This is a genomic window from Aliivibrio sp. A6 (assembly GCF_028765505.1).
Classification (GTDB): domain Bacteria; phylum Pseudomonadota; class Gammaproteobacteria; order Enterobacterales; family Vibrionaceae; genus Aliivibrio; species Aliivibrio finisterrensis_A.
This window is the reverse complement of the sequence record NZ_JARACR010000004.1, coordinates 175,971-193,654: the sequence shown is the minus strand read 5'-3', so window position 1 is coordinate 193,654 and position 17,684 is coordinate 175,971. Positions and strand designations below refer to the sequence as shown.

The 17,684-nt window shown below is 40.0% G+C and carries 17 protein-coding genes; 14 read left to right on the top strand and 3 right to left on the bottom strand.

What is annotated here, in order from left to right:
* Positions 1 to 254 precede the first annotated feature (254 nt).
* The gene (gene ygfZ / locus PVK70_RS04325; RefSeq protein ID WP_130047750.1) at positions 255 to 1,211 is read right to left on the bottom strand and encodes a tRNA-modifying protein YgfZ; all 957 of its coding nucleotides are present in this window, start codon (positions 1,209 to 1,211) and stop codon (positions 255 to 257) included.
* A 181-nt stretch (positions 1,212 to 1,392) separates the two neighbouring features.
* Between ygfZ and PVK70_RS04320 the strand changes: the two genes are divergently transcribed.
* Together PVK70_RS04320 and PVK70_RS04315 are read left to right on the top strand one after the other, a co-directional pair.
* Positions 1,393 to 1,653, top strand: a complete 261-nt coding sequence (locus PVK70_RS04320) for an FAD assembly factor SdhE (protein WP_130044947.1) — start codon at positions 1,393 to 1,395, stop codon at positions 1,651 to 1,653.
* The gene (locus PVK70_RS04315; RefSeq protein ID WP_338000487.1) at positions 1,625 to 2,014 is read left to right on the top strand and encodes a protein YgfX; all 390 of its coding nucleotides are present in this window, start codon (positions 1,625 to 1,627) and stop codon (positions 2,012 to 2,014) included. The genes PVK70_RS04320 and PVK70_RS04315 overlap by 29 nt, the downstream gene beginning before the upstream one ends.
* Positions 2,015 to 2,066: 52 nt before the next feature.
* Here the strand turns inward: PVK70_RS04315 and nadB are convergent, their stop codons facing one another.
* A complete protein-coding gene (nadB, locus tag PVK70_RS04310) occupies positions 2,067 to 3,686 on the bottom strand; it encodes an L-aspartate oxidase (RefSeq protein ID WP_165367152.1) in 1,620 nt (539 codons plus the stop codon).
* 317 nt (positions 3,687 to 4,003) lie between these two features.
* Between nadB and rpoE the strand changes: the two genes are divergently transcribed.
* The 11 genes from rpoE (at position 4,004) to acpS (ending at position 13,206) form a co-directional block, all read left to right on the top strand.
* Complete coding sequence (rpoE, locus tag PVK70_RS04305) at positions 4,004 to 4,582, top strand: RNA polymerase sigma factor RpoE (protein ID WP_130045021.1); 579 nt, start codon at positions 4,004 to 4,006, stop codon at positions 4,580 to 4,582.
* A gap of 29 nt (positions 4,583 to 4,611) precedes the next feature.
* Positions 4,612 to 5,229 (top strand): RseA family anti-sigma factor, encoded by a 618-nt coding sequence (locus PVK70_RS04300; RefSeq protein ID WP_130047753.1) that lies wholly within the window; start codon positions 4,612 to 4,614, stop codon positions 5,227 to 5,229.
* Entirely contained in the window at positions 5,229 to 6,206 is a 978-nt protein-coding gene (gene rseB / locus PVK70_RS04295; RefSeq protein WP_130044951.1) for a sigma-E factor regulatory protein RseB, read from the top strand. Before PVK70_RS04300 ends, rseB begins: the two co-directional genes overlap by 1 nt.
* Before the next feature lie 5 nt (positions 6,207 to 6,211).
* A complete protein-coding gene (locus PVK70_RS04290; protein ID WP_130047754.1) occupies positions 6,212 to 6,697 on the top strand; it encodes a SoxR reducing system RseC family protein in 486 nt (161 codons plus the stop codon).
* A gap of 89 nt (positions 6,698 to 6,786) precedes the next feature.
* A complete protein-coding gene (gene lepA, locus PVK70_RS04285; protein ID WP_130047755.1) occupies positions 6,787 to 8,580 on the top strand; it encodes a translation elongation factor 4 in 1,794 nt (597 codons plus the stop codon).
* 118 nt (positions 8,581 to 8,698) lie between these two features.
* Entirely contained in the window at positions 8,699 to 9,601 is a 903-nt protein-coding gene (gene lepB, locus PVK70_RS04280; protein WP_130047756.1) for a signal peptidase I, read from the top strand.
* A 10-nt stretch (positions 9,602 to 9,611) separates the two neighbouring features.
* Positions 9,612 to 10,283, top strand: coding sequence for a ribonuclease III (gene rnc / locus PVK70_RS04275; protein WP_130044955.1), 672 nt, complete (start codon positions 9,612 to 9,614; stop codon positions 10,281 to 10,283).
* Positions 10,283 to 11,248, top strand: coding sequence for a GTPase Era (era, locus tag PVK70_RS04270; protein ID WP_130044956.1), 966 nt, complete (start codon positions 10,283 to 10,285; stop codon positions 11,246 to 11,248). The genes rnc and era overlap by 1 nt, the downstream gene beginning before the upstream one ends.
* A 133-nt stretch (positions 11,249 to 11,381) precedes the next feature.
* Positions 11,382 to 12,098, top strand: a complete 717-nt coding sequence (gene recO / locus PVK70_RS04265) for a DNA repair protein RecO (RefSeq protein ID WP_130047757.1) — start codon at positions 11,382 to 11,384, stop codon at positions 12,096 to 12,098.
* The gene (gene pdxJ / locus PVK70_RS04260) at positions 12,095 to 12,826 is read left to right on the top strand and encodes a pyridoxine 5'-phosphate synthase (protein ID WP_130044958.1); all 732 of its coding nucleotides are present in this window, start codon (positions 12,095 to 12,097) and stop codon (positions 12,824 to 12,826) included. Before recO ends, pdxJ begins: the two co-directional genes overlap by 4 nt.
* Positions 12,826 to 13,206: a holo-ACP synthase gene (gene acpS, locus PVK70_RS04255; RefSeq protein ID WP_130047758.1), complete on the top strand. Its 381-nt coding sequence runs from the start codon at positions 12,826 to 12,828 to the stop codon at positions 13,204 to 13,206. Before pdxJ ends, acpS begins: the two co-directional genes overlap by 1 nt.
* 168 nt (positions 13,207 to 13,374) lie before the next feature.
* Here acpS and barA read toward each other — a convergent pair whose 3' ends face one another.
* Complete coding sequence (gene barA / locus PVK70_RS04250) at positions 13,375 to 16,164, bottom strand: two-component sensor histidine kinase BarA (RefSeq protein ID WP_130047759.1); 2,790 nt, start codon at positions 16,162 to 16,164, stop codon at positions 13,375 to 13,377.
* Positions 16,165 to 16,338: 174 nt separating this feature from the next.
* Between barA and rlmD the strand changes: the two genes are divergently transcribed.
* Positions 16,339 to 17,655 carry a 23S rRNA (uracil(1939)-C(5))-methyltransferase RlmD gene (gene rlmD, locus PVK70_RS04245; protein ID WP_165367151.1) on the top strand — a complete coding sequence of 439 codons (1,317 nt, stop codon included), beginning with the start codon at positions 16,339 to 16,341 and terminating at the stop codon, positions 17,653 to 17,655.
* Positions 17,656 to 17,684 lie beyond the last annotated feature (29 nt).

Genomic DNA, 17,684 nt, shown 5'->3' with positions numbered 1-17,684 from the left:
CTTTTTTAAGAAAAGAACACTGTAAAGATAGCTAAATAACAAACGACTTGCTACTTATTCACTTAAAATAAATAAAAATTCAAATATTGTTGTTGATATCTGCGTTTGAGGTCAAGGTTGGAAATGTAACGATGAAACTTAATCTTACCTTCGACACAGAATTGTTGTGCCTAATTGGATTATTAATTTAAGAAAGGGAATTTAGGAAGTGGGTCTGCAATTTTTTGCAGACCCTTCTTGTTTATGGTGTTGAGTTACTCATCGTCAAGAGAGTAAGGAAGTGGCATTTTTTCCCAAATCGCATCTTGAAGTTTAAATTGAGTGTCACTATCAAGATCATTAGGGAGAATAGCTAAAGCTAAAGTATGTCCATCTTGATATCGGAAAGAAGAAACAATGGTTCCGCCTTTACGCCAGTTGTCACCAACACTGCGCTCAATCGCATCGCCAGCAACGGGGGCTTGTTCTGATTGCCCTGCAACTAAATACATAGCTCGTTTATTCATACCGCGGTATTTTGCTCTTGCTACGGTTTCTTGACCTGTATAGCAGCCTTTTTTGAAACTGATCCCGTCAATGGCTTGTAGGTTTAATGCTTGAGGAATATGCTCATTACTTAGTGCTGCATCAATTTGAGGGTGAGCTTGTTGAATGGTATAAAGCTCCCATAATGACTCATCACATAATGCCGCTTGAGTTAACGATGACATTAAAGTGTCTTTATGTTCACTTGTCGTTACCAATAACCACTGTAGCTTTCCAATTTTAGCGAAAGTACCAAAGTTACAAGTGCGGACACTTTCTTGTGAGTCAGTTTGCTCGTTAATCCACTCTTCAGCCGCAGCGCCAGTTAAGCCAAGTAATACTTCGTTGCTGATTTCAATATCAACTTTAGAAAATACGGCGTATTTTTTGATTTCTGTTAATTCAGTTTCAATAGCACTTTTGCGTTGAAATAAGGCATAACCGTCATTGTGGTGAAACAGTTGAAATATACTCCATAACTTTCCCTTTGCATCACAGTGACCGCCAAAGGTAATCTCGCCTTGTGTTAAAGCAACAACATCACAGGTTACTTGCCCGTGTAAGTAGGATTTTTTATCGTTACCTACCATAGTTATTAATGCCCAATCAGTTAATTCTGAAATAGCAAAGCTTGGTAAGGGATCGTTTAGGTTTAGCGATAACGTAGAGAAAACAGTACTCATCATGAAATTCTTATCCAGTTAGGTTATCCCTTTATAGTAAATGCCTAGATTTTAAATGTCAGTAAAAAGAAACAAGTAGTTTTATGTCTCATCTTCTTCATCTTGTGACTTTAGATCATGGTTGTCATAGAAATAGACTGATAAACTCCGGTCAGTTATTTCTATTTTTAAGCTAGAGGACCGTATGTACAGTGTCGAAGAAAAAGCACGAGTAAAGTGGGCTTGCCGTCGTGGGATGCTAGAATTAGATGTGGTAATTATGCCATTTTTTGACGAATGTTTTGAAGAGCTAACAGAAGCTGAGCAACAGAATTTTGTTTCATTGTTAGAAAGTGATGATCCAGATTTATTTACTTGGATCATGGGGCACGGACGCAGTGATAACCTAGGTCATGCATCTATGGTAGATAAGATCGTTGAGCACAACCTCAGCAAACTCCGTTAAGTTTACGCTCCACTTTTCCTATATCGCCTATCTCACATTGTATGGTAGTTATATCTACTTGGGATGGGCGGTAATGTTAATGGATATAATTCCATTTCCTTTATTACCTCTCCTCTTTTATTTTATTCATCAGCATATTACATCTATTTATCATCAATTATTAGAGTTGCAAGGTGATTATACTTTTGTAATCAAAGCGTCTGATGATCATAGAGATTGGATTGTTAAACGAGTATTTTGGATAAGTCGAAGTATGAGTGTTTTTTATGCGGAAAATGAATATACCAAGCAGTATTTTTATTTATTTAGAGATGCAATGAATGAAGATGAGCAGCATCAATTAGCGGTTTTATTAAGATGATCTCTATTCTATTTATAGGTTTAGAATAGAGACCAACAAATGAAAGCGAAAATTAGTTGAAATTCTTAGGCACTAAAATTGTAGGACCGGACTCCTCAAGCGCTTCTGGGTAATCTAGTGTGTAATGTAAACCACAGCTTTCTTTACGCTCCATTGCACAACGAACCATTAATTCAGACACATCAAGCAGGTTTCGCAGTTCGATCAAGTTATTAGACACGCGGAAATTACTGTAGTAATCATGGGTTTCTTGTTTTAGTAACTGAATACGACGAAGTGCTCGCTCTAGACGTTTATCAGTGCGAACAATACCCATGTAATCCCACATAAATAGACGTAGTTCATGCCAGTTATGTTGGATTACTACTTCTTCATCTGAGCATTCAACCTGACTCTCATCCCAAGCGGGTAATGACGGAGGAAGAGCTCGGTTATTCATGTCTTTAATAATATTTTCAGCAGCAGACCATGCATAAACAACGCACTCTAGTAGAGAGTTAGAAGCTAAGCGGTTTGCGCCATGAAGACCAGTATAACTCACTTCACCAATTGCAAATAAACCATCAATATCTGTTTGGCCTTGTTTATCAACCATAACACCGCCACAAGTGTAGTGAGCAGCAGGCACGATAGGGATAGGCTCTTTTGTCATATCGATACCAAATGAAAGCAGTTTTTCATTAATGGTAGGGAAATGGTGATGAATGAAGTCTTCAGGTTTATGGCTGATGTCTAAATACATACAGTCAGCACCTAGGCGTTTCATTTCAAAGTCGATAGCACGAGCAACGACATCACGAGGTGCTAATTCACCACGCTCATCGAAGTCAGGCATAAAACGTGTGCCGTCTGGACGACGTAAATAAGCGCCTTCACCACGTAAGGCCTCGGTCATTAGAAAATTGCGAGCATCAGGGTGGAATAAGCACGTAGGGTGGAATTGATTAAACTCTAAGTTAGCGACTCGACAACCAGCACGCCAAGCCATTGCGATACCATCACCTGAAGATACGTCAGGGTTTGAAGTATATTGGTAAACTTTAGAAGCGCCGCCTGTTGCTAATACAACAAATTTAGCGCGAACGGTTTCAACATGCTCGGCATCACGGTTCCAAATATAGGCACCAACAACTTTATCTGCTTCTCCGCCAACTTTATCTTCAGTGATTAAGTCGAGCGCATTGTGACGTTCAAAAATAGTGATGTTGGGGTGATTTAGAACATTCTCTTGCAGTGAGTTTTGCATTGCTTTGCCGGTAGCATCTGCTGCGTGCAAAATACGGCGATGGCTATGGCCACCCTCACGAGTTAAATGAAACTTTGGATCGGTAATGTCGGTTTCTTTTTCATCATCGTGATCAAAAGGAACACCGCCATCAATTAACCATTGAACGCAATGTTTCGCATTTTCAGCAATAAAAGTAACAACATCTTTGTCACAAATATGTGCGCCAGCAACTAAGGTATCATCAACATGAGATTCTACCGTATCACTTTCATCAAATACGGCTGCAATACCGCCTTGAGCGTAGTAGGTTGAGCCTTCATTACGAGGACCTTTACTTAAAACGATCACCTTTCCATGTGGTGCGACTCTAAGTGCAAGTGAAAGACCAGCAGCACCACTGCCTATGACTAAAACGTCGCAACTGTGTTCATTGGTTATGTTCATATATTCATCATTTTCCTGTGATAATCCGATCATTTTACCAGAATCTAGGTGGTTGCGTTATATTTTGAAGTGGAATCTTAAATATCAAGAATAAAAAAGTGAAAATGAGAGATAAAAACAAGCTAAAAAAAGCCTTAAATTACTCATTGAACTATTAAATTGATAAAAAAATGTAATAATGACGGAACTTTCTAAAGATTAGAAACTCATACATAGTGCTCAAGTTAATCGTGGTATAGCTGAATTTATTATCAGCTGTTTGCGTAATCTAAACTTTATGCGCATCTAAGAAGAATAACATGGGAGTACCCGCTCCAATGAGTGAGCAGTTAACAGATCAAGTTTTAATTGAGCGTGTTCAACGTGGTGACAAGCAAGCCTTTAACCATTTGGTAGTTAAATATCAAAACAAAGTATGTAGTCTTGTTGCTCGTTATGTAAAAAACAGTGGTGATGTACCTGATGTTGCGCAAGAAGCGTTTATTAAAGCGTATCGTGCGTTACCAACCTTTCGTGGGGACAGTGCATTTTATACTTGGTTGTATCGAATAGCAGTGAATACAGCGAAGAACTACCTTGTCGCTCAAGGACGCAGACCGCCAGCATCTGATGTTGATGCGGAAGAAGCAGAATATTATGAAGGGGCAAGTGCCTTAAAAGAGGTCACTAACCCAGAGAATTTATCATTAACCGAGGAATTACGACAAATCGTATTTTCGACAATTGATGGTTTACCTGAAGATTTAAAAACAGCAATAACATTACGAGAGCTAGAAGGTTTAAGTTATGAAGATATTGCTGCTGTAATGGAGTGTCCGGTAGGTACGGTTCGTTCGCGTATCTTCCGAGCTCGTGAAGTAGTTGAGAAAAAAATCCAACCGCTGATGCAGCGTTAATTATTTCCAACGGTCAAACGGTGAAGACAATGACTGATAAAGAACAAATTTCAGCGTTTATGGATAATGAGGAAATGGACAATGCGTTCATAGAATCCCTATCGCAAACAGAAAGCGCAGAAACCTGGAAAAATTACCATTTAATTGGTGATGTAATGAGAGGCGAGACACCTGAAACACAAGAGTGGGATATTGCCGCCAATGTGGCTCTTGCTCTTGAGGATGAACCTGCTCACCAGTTGAATGATACGGTAACGGAATTCATGCCTTCTCAGCCTACGCCAAGTGAAGCAAAGAAGACAATGCCAAGTTGGTTGACTCAGTTTAGTCAAGTTGCGATGGCTGCGTGTTTCTCTCTTGTTGTTATTGTTGGTGTTCAACAATATAACGGTTCAGAAAGCAATGCTATCCCTGCGAGTGGTGACATTCAGGTACTTGATACGATTCCATTTAGTGGAACGGCAGAGCCTGTGAGTTTAACCCGTGACTCACTAGTAAATAAAACCTCGACAGAAGCAGATGTCATGGAGCAGCGTAAGCGTATAAATGCCATGCTGCAAGATTATGAATTACAACTACGATTGAACGCTCATGATGGTTCGATTGACCGTGATTTACTCGAGCAAAATACAACATTGGCAGAATAATGAAACGTATCCTGATCGGCTTTATCGCTTTGATCAGCTTCTTTCCAATAACAGCCTCAGCAGAAGAAACGCCTTCTGCTGAGGCTTTGTTACATCAAATGGGAGAGGCGAGTCATAAGCTAAATTACGAGCTTTCTTATATTTTGGTTAAGAAAAACAGTATTGAACCTTTTATGTATCGCCATTCTCATCTAGAGAATATGACGTTATCTCATCTTGTTTATTTAAGTGGTTCAATGCGCGAAGTGATTCGTAGAAATGAAGAAATCACTTATTTAGAGCAAGGCAGTAAACCTTTTTCTATTCAAGCTGAATCTATTGTTGCTCCTATTATCCCTCTTTTACATAAAGAATTGCCTCTTTTAAAACAATATTATGATTTTGTATCAATGGGTAGAGCAAGAGAGGCAGGGTCTCCTTCACAAGTGGTTCGCATCGTTTCAAAGGATGGAAATCGTTATTCTTATATTGTGTGGATTGATGAGCGAAGCAAGTTGCCGTTACGTACTGATTTAGTGAGTAGAGATGGCGACATTATTGAGCAATATAGAGTGGTTTCTTACACCGTTAATGATCAAATTGCAGGATTTATGAATCAGCGTTTAGGTGAGGTAGAGTTACCTAAAGTATTGCCGTTACCACCTACGACACAAGAAGAAGCAGCCTGGTCGATAAAGTGGCTGCCTAGCGGCTTTAAAGCCATTCATTTCAATCGCTATCGTCTTGCTATGAATCAACGAGCAGTTGAAAGCCAAATGTATACCGATGGGTTATTTAATTTCTCCGTGTATATTTCAGAAGCCGATGAATTAAGTCAAAAAGAACAATCAGTACGCCAAGGGCGACGTTCATTGTATAGCTACATACAAGGGGATTATGAAATTAGTGTCGTTGGCGATATTCCTGTAGTTACAGCAAAACGTATCGCTGATTCCATTGTTTTTCGTCCCTCTGTATTAAAAAATGAGGATAAATAACGCCTATGATGACAGCGTTAGCAACAGTACTTGATATTCAAGATGACATAGTTGTTGTTGGTTGCCAGCAGAAAAGCAGTTGTAACCATTGTTCATCGAAAGATTCTTGTGGCACAGGTATTGTATCAAAGGTACTTCCAGGAAAGGTGCATCACTGGGCTTTTCATACCGATAAAAAATTAACCATTGGTCAAATGGTAGAAATAGGTTTACCTGAAAAGAACCTACTTCAGTCCGCTGCTATTGTATATTTAGTGCCGTTACTCTTTTTACTCATTGGGGCGTTTATTTCTGATGCGCTTATTTCTCCACTTGTGGGCGTTGGTGAGCTAACAACCATCGTGGTTGCTGCGCTTTCATCATGGGGCGGGTATGTGCTTGCGAAATCACTTTCTCACCGAATTGAGCAGAATACAGAACAACAAGTTAGCTTGATCCGTGTCCTCGGTGAGCCAGTTTCTGACACTATCTCAGTAAATGCTGCACGATAAGATAGCGACTTGCGACGAAATTGGGTAGAATCCCACAACTTGATCTCACGATCCAATCCCATTAACTAATTGAGTTTGTCACATCATTTATGAAGCACATTCGTAATTTTTCTATTATTGCCCATATCGATCACGGTAAATCGACACTATCTGACCGCCTAATCCAAGTTTGTGGTGGCCTGTCAGACCGTGAAATGGCTGCACAAGTTCTTGATTCAATGGATCTAGAACGTGAACGTGGTATCACTATCAAAGCCCAGAGTGTGACGCTCGACTATACGGCTAACGATGGTGAGACTTATCAACTAAACTTTATCGACACACCTGGACACGTTGACTTCTCTTATGAAGTATCGCGTTCACTTGCTGCCTGTGAAGGTGCGCTATTGGTGGTTGATGCGGGTCAAGGTGTAGAAGCACAGACTCTAGCAAACTGTTATACCGCAATCGAAATGGATCTAGAAGTTGTGCCAATCTTAAATAAGATTGACTTACCAGCGGCAGATCCAGATCGTGTAGCTGAAGAAATTGAAGAAATCGTTGGTATTGACGCCACGGATGCAACGCGTTGTTCTGCTAAGACAGGCTTAGGCGTTGATGAAGTTCTTGAAACTATCGTGAAATCAATTCCAGCACCAGAAGGTGATCCTGAAGCGCCAACACAAGCGCTGATCATTGACTCATGGTTTGATAACTACTTAGGTGTTGTTTCTCTTGTTCGAATCAAAAATGGTTCACTAAAGAAAAATGACAAGATCAAAGTAATGAGCACAGGCCAAGTTTGGGGTATCGACCGTATTGGTATCTTCACTCCAAAACAAATTGACACCGATGGATTAAACACCGGTGAAGTTGGCTGGGTAGTTTGTGGTATCAAAGATATCCTAGGTGCACCAGTGGGCGATACCTTGACTCATGCAAAGGGTGGCTGTGAAGAGCGTCTACCTGGTTTCCAAAAAGTGAAACCACAAGTGTATGCAGGTCTGTTCCCAGTATCTTCTGATGATTATGAAAACTTCCGTGATGCATTAGGCAAATTAAGTCTGAATGATGCTTCTCTGTTTTATGAACCAGAAAGTTCGGCTGCACTTGGCTTTGGTTTCCGTTGTGGCTTCCTTGGTATGCTTCACATGGAAATCATCCAAGAGCGTCTAGAGCGTGAATACGATCTTGATCTGATCACGACAGCACCAACGGTAGTTTACGAAGTGGTATTAAATAACGGTGATTTACTGTACGTAGATAGCCCATCAAAATTACCAGCAGTAAATGATTTAGATGAAATTCGTGAACCAATTGCTCGTTGTAATATCTTAGTACCAGCAGATTACTTAGGTAATGTGATCAGTCTATGTATTGAAAAACGTGGTGTTCAAGTTGATATGGTTTATCACGGTAACCAAGTAGCGTTGACTTATGATATTCCAATGTCAGAGGTAGTTTTAGACTTCTTTGACCGATTGAAATCAACGTCTCGTGGTTATGCATCACTAGATTACAACTTCCAACGTTATGAACAGTCAAACATGGTTCGTGTTGATGTATTAATCAATGGTGACAGAGTTGATGCACTTGCTATCATTACTCACCACGATAATGCACAAAGCCGCGGTCGTTTACTTGTTGAGAAAATGAAAGAATTCATTCCTCGTCAAATGTTTGATATTGCGATTCAGGCAGCGATTGGTGCCCACATTATTGCGCGTTCAACGGTTAAGCAGTTACGTAAAAACGTAATCGCAAAATGTTACGGTGGCGATATTAGCCGTAAGAAAAAACTGTTGAAGAAGCAGAAAGAAGGTAAGAAACGTATGAAGCAGATTGGTAATGTTGAATTACCTCAAGAAGCTTTCCTTGCGATTCTTCATGTAGGTAAAGATTAATAGGTCATCACTGATTATTCAGAGTGACGTAAATTAAGCTTTATTACAGCTCAAAGAAAGCGATGATCAATGGTCTTCGCTTTCTTTGTTATTGCAACACTTAACTTAAGGGAATGAAATGGCGAACACTTTTTCACTAATTTTAGTTCTGGTAACCCTATTTACAGGTGTTATTTGGGCTATTGATAAATTCGTTTGGGCTCCAAAGCGTAAGCAAAAAATTGCGGCAGCGAGAGAACAAGCGGGTGGACAAGTTGATGAAGCAACACTAGCAAAAGTCGCACCTCAACCGGGGTGGGTAGAGCAGTCTGTTTCAATTTTTCCAGTGATTGGCCTTGTTTTAGTGTTGCGCTCATTTATTTATGAGCCGTTCCAGATCCCATCCGGTTCGATGATGCCGACGCTTTTAGTCGGTGATTTTATCTTGGTTGAAAAATTCTCATATGGAATTAAAGACCCTGTTTGGCGTTCACAACTTGTAGAAACGGGTAAGCCTGAGCGTGGTGATATTGTTGTATTCAAATACCCACCTCAACCAAATATCGACTATATTAAACGTGTAGTAGGTGAACCAGGCGATACCGTAATTTACAGCTCTTCAAAGCAGTTGTGTGTAAAACCAAAAGGCGAGAGCAAGTGTAATATCATCCCGTTAACGAACATGAAAGACAGTGAATTCATGCAAGATCGTACTAACCTAGTTCAATATACAGAACAGTTAGCAAAAGAGACGACGCATGATATTTTGGTTAATCCTATGAGAGCTGATCGTGTATCAATGTACCAACCACGACCAGGTTACAATGAATGGGTTGTACCAGAAGGAAACTATTTTGTGATGGGCGATAATCGTGACAACAGTGCTGACAGTCGTTACTGGGGTTTTGTCCCTGAAGCGAATCTGGTTGGTAAAGCGGTCGGGATCTGGATCAGCTTTGAATTTGAACGTGGTAGCGATAGTGTGCTGCCTTCCTTTATTCCTACTGGTGTGCGTTTTAACCGCATCGGTGGCATAGACTGATTGAACGATTATGAATGCTTCATTACAACGCCTAGAGAAAAAAATAGGCTATCAATTTAAAGATGAAAATTATTTAAAATTAGCACTGACTCACCGTAGTGCTAATGGTACTCACAATGAACGTTTAGAGTTTTTAGGCGATTCAATTTTGAGTTTTGTTATTGCTGATGAGTTGTATCACCGTTTTCCTAAAGTGGATGAAGGTGATATGAGTCGTATGCGTGCAACCTTAGTTCGTGGTCATACATTAGCTGAGCTTGGTCGTGAGTTTCAGTTAGGAGATTACCTATACTTAGGCCCAGGTGAGCTTAAAAGTGGTGGCTTCCGTCGTGATTCAATTTTAGCTGATGCGGTTGAAGCGATTATTGGTGCTATTTATTTAGACAGCGACACAGAAATCATTCGTGGCATCATTCTGTCTTGGTACCAAACGCGTCTTGATTCGATTGAACCAGGTGTTTCTCAAAAAGATCCAAAAACACGTCTTCAAGAATACCTGCAAGGTCGTCGTAAGCCATTACCAACGTACACAGTAACAAAAATTAAAGGTGAAGCTCATAATCAAGAGTTCACTATTGAATGTATCGTGGCTGGCTTGGATACGCCGGTTATCGGAAAAGGAAGTAGCCGCCGCAAGGCAGAACAGTCGGCTGCTGACATAGCATTAGGACAGTTAAACTAATGTCAGATGAAAAAGAATTCGATCTAGATGCATACTTTGCATCTTCAGAAAAAACAGAAACAAGTGACAACCAACACTGTGGCTTTATTGCGATTGTTGGCCGTCCAAACGTGGGTAAATCAACTCTTCTTAACCAAATTTTAGGTCAGAAGATTTCAATTACATCACGTAAACCTCAAACGACTCGTCACCGTATTATGGGTGTTGATACGGAAGGGGATTACCAAGCAATTTACGTTGATACTCCAGGGCTTCATATTGAAGAGAAGCGTGCGATTAACCGATTAATGAACCGAGCAGCAAATTCATCGTTAAGTGATGTGAATTTAGTTCTATTTTTGGTGGATGGCACACACTGGACACCAGATGATGAAATGGTATTGAATAAGCTGAAAAAAGCAGAGTTCCCTACGGTTTTATTAGTAAACAAAGTAGATAACGTTAAAGATAAAAATGATGTGATGCAGCATCTGCAAACCATGACAGAAAAAATGGACTTTGTGGATGTTGTGCCAATTTCAGCAAAATCAGGTTCTAATGTTGATGTTGTGCAAAAATTGGTTCGTCAACATTTACCAAAAGCGGTACATCACTTCCCTGAAGAGTATGTTACTGACCGTTCTCAACGTTTTATGGCATCTGAAATTATCCGTGAAAAGCTAATGCGTTTTACGGGTGAAGAGCTACCATATTCAGTTACGGTTGAGATCGAACGTTTTGATTACAACCCTAAAATGGATGGTTTCCATATTAACGGTTTGATTCTTGTTGAACGCCATGGCCAGAAAAAAATGGTTATCGGTAAGAATGGCGAGAAAATTAAAACGATCGGTCGTGAAGCTCGTATTGATATGGAAGAACTGTTTGACCGTAAAGTGTATTTAGAGCTTTGGGTTAAAGTGAAATCTGGATGGGCTGATGATGAGCGAGCACTTCGTTCTCTAGGTTATATCGACGATTTATAGAAAAAGCAGGGTTCAGATCGGTCGCAAGCTCCCTTAAAGGGCCAGAAGAGCCGCGGTAGGCATCGAGTCTTACCGCGGCTCTTCTAAAATCTGCAAGCGAAGCGATCTGAACTCTTATTTATAGGTAAGAAACGTGGAAGAAGGCCTACAGCGCTGTTTTGTCCTGCACCGAAGACCATATAGTGAAAGCAGTCTAATTTTAGATGTGTTTAGCGAAGAGTATGGCCGTTTATCTATTATCTCCAAAGGGGCGCGAAGCAAGCGTTCTAATCTAAAAGGCGTATTACAAGCGTTTACCCCATTATTAATGAAATGGTCAGGCAAAGGCTCTATGCGTACACTGCGACAAGCTGAAACCATTAGCTTGGGCATTCCACTCTCTGGTATTAATCTTTACTCAGCCATGTACATCAATGAATTAGTCGTTCGAGTAATAGAGCAAGAAACGCCGTATCCAGCCCTTTTTTTAGATTACCTTACCGCTCTTACTGAGCTTGCTCAAAGTTCAAACCCTGAACCCGCATTAAGACGTTTTGAACTAGCGCTTTTATCTTCATTAGGTTATGGCGTTGATTTTTTACATTGTGCAGGCAGTGGTGAAATGGTCTCTCCAGAGATGACGTATCGTTATCGTGAGCAGCAAGGCTTTATGGCATCCATCCGTCACGACCCTTTAATGAGCTTTAAAGGTAATGAGTTGATTGCGATTAGTGAGCGTCGATTTACCACCCCTGAGCAATTAAAAGCAGCAAAACGCTTTACACGCATAGCATTAAAGCCGTATCTTGGCGGTAAGCCCCTAAAAAGTAGGGAACTGTTTCTTCCAAGAACAAGGAGTATTCTAAAATGAGTTCAATTTTACTTGGCGTTAATATCGATCACGTAGCCACCCTTCGTAATGCACGAGGTACAAAATACCCTGATCCTGTTCATGCGGCAGAAATCGCAGAGCGAGCTGGCGCGGCGGGTATTACGATCCATCTACGTGAAGATCGTCGTCATATTAACGATCGTGATGTGCGTATCTTACGTGAAACGTTGCAAACACGAATGAACTTAGAGATGGCAGTAACGGATGAAATGGTAGGCATTGCGCTTAAAACACAGCCAGAGTTTGTTTGTTTAGTGCCTGAGAAACGTGAAGAGCTAACCACTGAAGGTGGCTTGAATGTATTAGGTCAACTTGAAAAAGTAAAAGCAGCAACGAAAACATTGTCTGACGCAGGAATTAAAGTTTCTCTATTTATCGATGCAGATAAAGAACAAATTGATGCAGCGGTTGAGTGTGGCGCCCCGTTCATTGAACTTCATACTGGTGCTTATGCGGATGCAGAAACAGAAGAAGCACAACAAGATGAGTTGAAAAAAATCGCTGCAGGTGCAAGCTATGCTGCAGCTAAAGGCTTGATTGTTAATGCAGGCCATGGTTTAACGTATCACAATGTTGAAGCGATTGCGGCACTGCCAGAAATCTATGAATTAAACATCGGCCACTCTATTATGGGACGTGCAGTGTTTGATGGTTTAGAAAAAGCGGTCGCGGATATGCACCGTATTATGCTAGGTGCTCGTAAGTAATGGCGATTGTTGGTCTAGGGACTGATATTGCTGAAATAGAAAGGGTTGAAAAAGCCCTTTCTCGTTCAGGGGATGCGTTTGCAGAGCGCATCTTAAGCCAATCTGAATTTGAAAAGTATCAAAGCCTAAAACAAAAAGGACGTTTTTTAGCGAAGCGTTTCGCAGCAAAAGAAGCCGCCTCAAAAGCATTAGGAACCGGCATTGCCCATGGTGTTACTTTTCATGATTTTAGTGTCTCTAATGATGAGAACGGTAAACCCATCTTAAAACTCATGGGTAAAGCTCTTGAGTTATCTCAAAAAATGAATGTTTCCCATATTCACCTTACAATATCCGACGAGCGCCATTACGCGGTTGCAACGGTAATTTTTGAATCCTAACTAATACCAATCTACATAAGTATTTGATCATTCTTGCTTGTTAAAATCGATTATATCTGCGTTATAAATTTTGTAATTAGATCCACTAGTTACTGTAATTAATATCTTGCTCTAATCGATTTTTCCTACGCAATTATCTGAACAACTACTTATCCAGAATGGTATAAGCTACTTTAGCCATTGAGTGGCATCTTTTGTCACTTTATACATTTCATCTTGCAGCTCAAATAATTCAGGTTCAATGTCTTCAATCGATTGCTCCTGTCTTAGCGCGGTTTCAATTAAATTGCATAACTGCTTTAGTCTAGGCACGCCACAATATGAGCTACTTCCATGAAGTTTATGTATGTAATGACACAGTTCTTCAGTTGATAAGTTCCCCTTTAGGGCTTTTTCTATCCAGCTATCAACTTCCGGAATAAACTCTATCAGCATTTCAAGCATCTCTTTTGCGAGATCATCTTTTCCTGCTGATTGCTTTAATGCCGCTTCCCAATCAATACTGCTACTCTTATCACAACTTGCTTCTTCCACATGAAGTTCAGGGATCGCGTCGGCTAAAATTTCAATTTTTTCCACATCAGATTTATCCGTTAAGGGACTCCAGTGAATGATGACTTGTTGAAGGACATGTTCTTCAATTGGTTTGGTTAAGTAATCATCCATTCCTTCACTGATTAATCGTTCTCGTTCACCAGTCATGGCATGAGCTGTTACGGCAACAACAGGGGTTTGAGCGTTTAGTACTGTTTTTCGGATTTCTTTACATGCCATAACGCCATCCATTTTAGGCATTTGAATATCCATTAAAATAATATCGAACTTTTGTTCTGTGGCTTGCTGCACTGCGTCAATGCCATTTTTACAAGTTACGACGGTTTCTACTTGTTCATGTAATAAGGCGGAAATAAGCTTAAGGTTAGCGGGATTATCATCGACAGCCATCACTTTAATCGGTAAGCGTTGAGGCTTATCGTCATGCGTCATTAAGTCCGGCAATGCGAGTTCTTGCATTGGTTGCTTATGGTGTAATAAGGCATCAAGTAATTTTTTCTTAGCAAATGGCTTTGATAAACAAGTAATATGAGAAAGTTGATTTAACTCTTCAGTGAGTGCGAGCTCGGTACTTGGTAAACCAATCACAATTGTTGGGCAATAAGGTGCCAGTTTTTTAGATATGAGCTCTAATGATTGTGCTGTAGGTTTAGAGCTTGAGTTTAAGCTAATCAAAGCAAAATCATGAGGTTCAATAATATCAGGCAAGGTTGAGCGATAGGTAACAAATACCCCGTGATGAATAAACTGTTGTTGTAAAATAGAGGCAGATTGCATATTCGGTTCAATCAACAGCAGTTTTTTATTTTCTAATTGAGATACATCGCGTTCATCAATCATTGGCAGCTCTGTTGAGCTCATTTTAATCGTAAACCAGAATGTAGAACCTTGATGTAACCGGCTGCTTAGGCCTATTTCGCCGCCCATTTGATCAACCAGTTTTTGGGTAATAACTAAGCCCAGACCTGTACCGCCATAACGACGAGAAATACTGGCATCAGCTTGACTAAAGGCTTGGAACAGTTGAGCTTGTTGGCGTTCAGAAATACCAATCCCTGTATCTCTAATAACAAACTGAAGATCGATGCTGTCGTCATGCAAGTGTTTTAATTCAACAGAAATATCGATATTGCCTTTTTCGGTAAATTTAATCGAGTTACCAACTAGGTTGTTCAGTACTTGCTGAATACGAAGTGGATCGCCAATTAACCCCGATGGAACGCGTTGATCTATCTTAAGAGTGATTTCTAAGCCTTTTTCATGTGCGCTCGGGGCAAGTAAACTTACCACTTCATCAAGAGTATCTTGGAAATTAAACGGCAAGTTTTCTAGTAGCAACTTACCCGCTTCAAGTTTCGAGAAATCAAGAATGTCATTGATGATCGTTAATAGGTTATTCGCAGAACGCTCTATGGTTTGTAAGTAATCTTGTTGGTTATTTGATAGAGAGGTTTTTAGCATTTGGCGAGTAAAACCGATAACGCCATTAAGTGGAGTTCGCAACTCGTGCGACATATTGGCTAAGAATTCAGACTTAACACGAGCCGCTTCTTGAGCTCGTTTCTTCGCAATATCTAACTCGACGTTTTGAATTTCTAATTGCTCTAAGGTTTCACGCAAATCAGATGTCGCTTGGTCGATACTTTGTTGCATCTCAACATGATATTCAGATAAAGAAATCGCCATGGCATTGATACCATTCTTAAGCGTATCTAGTTCACCATGCAATTTGTTTTCAATACGAACATTTAAATGACCACGGCGAATACGGTCAACCACGCTAACCATGTGTGAAATAGGTTGAGTGACATCTTGCATTAAACGATAAGCAAAGACGCCAGACAGACTAAGTCCAAGCATTAAAACAATCAAGGCAGAGAATATTTCTTGGTATTGCTGAAGTCGTAAACTCGATAAGTCCAGTTCAATCGCAATATAGCCCAATGGTTCGTTGATATGAGAAGAATCAAAGTTGGTAGAGAATTGGCCTTCTGGAAGGATCGGAGTTCTTAATATGATCGATTCTTCTTGAAAAGTAATATCTAATAATAAAGGGATCGGTTGGTTTTTGGGAAATGTTAAACTTTCAAAGTTAGGGTGGAAGTTGGACGTTACAAATAGCTCATGATGTTCATCAAATACGGCAATACTACGAACAATTTTAGAGTGTTTTCGATGAGCATAGCTGATTAAACGGCGAACGGCCTCACGGTTTTTTCCCGTCATTCCATATTCACTCGAAATTGCCAATGGTTCAATAATACTTGTACCACTAGAAATGAGCTGCGTTTCCAAATCATTGTATCGGTTCATGGTAAAAAAACCACTTAGCAATAAACCGATGATTAATGTTGGTGCCAATGTTAGCGTGATGACTCGTGCACGCAAGCCGTATTTTGTCATATAGATTCGTTCTGATTAACTTCCTTGACCGCGTAGCTTAATCAAGTTGAAGAGGAAGCTCAATTATTCTATGTCGAAATCGGAAGATGAAACGTAAATGAATGACTAATCAAGACTGCATATTAGTGTTCTTTCGGTATAATGGCCCTAATTTTAGTAAATCAGGCAATAATCATGGCGCAGTTCTTCAAAGCGAAAAAGAAAGCTTCAGTAAATACAAAGCATCAGTCGGTTGATGTGGTTCGATTAGATCATAATGGCGCAGGCATCGCCTTTGTGGATAAGAAGCCTGTATTTATTGATGGTGCTCTACCTGAAGAAAAGGTGATTATTCAATTTACAGAGCAGAAAAAACAATATGCTCGCGCTAAGCTGATTAAGTTAATTCAAAAAAGTACGAAACGCCAAGCACCAATTTGTCAGCATTATCATGAATGTGGTGGATGTAATTTACAGCATTTACAGCATCAAGAACAAATTGTAGCAAAAGATCAAAAGCTGCAAGAATTAATGCAAAAACAAGGTGTTGATCATTGTGAAGTCGTCTCTCCAATTATTGATAATGAACAAGGTTACCGCCGACGAGCTCGTATCAGTTTAATGGTAAATAAGCAGACGAATCAGTTAGATTTTGGTTTCCGCAAAAAGCAAAGTAAAGCTATTGTTAATGTTCGTCATTGCCCAGTGCTTGTTCAGGAATTGGATCAACATTTAGAGTCTTTATTTGCGTTATTGAACCAACTAAAAGGTAAAAAGCATCTAGGGCATGTTGAGCTTGTGCAAGCGGATAACGGCAGTGTTTTACTTATTCGCCATGTTGCTGAGTTTAATGAGAAGGATCGTCAAGCCTTAGTGAATTATTGTGAAGAACGCAATTTGATCTTATACCTAATGCCTGAGAGTGACGTATTAACTCACGTTTGTGGAGAAGAACCATATTATGTAATTGATGGTGCTAAAATTTATTTTACGCCGAAAGATTTCATTCAAGTGAATCGTCATGTTAATGACAAAATGGTTGAACAAGCATTGTCTTGGCTCAACCTAAACGAAACAGATAGTGTGTTGGATTTGTTTTGTGGTCTTGGTAATTTTAGTTTGCCTTTAGCTCAAAAAGTGAAAAACGTCGTTGGTATTGAAGGCGTGGATGAGATGGTTCAACGCGCTCAATCGAATGCAAAACGAAATGGACTAGATAATGTCACGTTTTATCAAGCAAATTTAGAAGAAGATATCACTGAGCAAGTGTGGGCTAGCACAAAGTTTACAAAGATTTTACTCGATCCTGCCAGAGCAGGGGCTGCAGGAGTGATGGAAACTGTGGCAAAATTAACACCTCAAACCGTGGTTTATGTATCGTGCAACCCGGCAACGCTTGCACGCGATAGCCAATTACTTATTCAACACGGTTATAAGCTTACTAGGCTAGGTATGCTTGATATGTTCCCACATACAGGACATTTAGAATCTATGGCTTTGTTTGAGCGATAATTAGCGGTAATGCTAACTTAGCTTAAGAA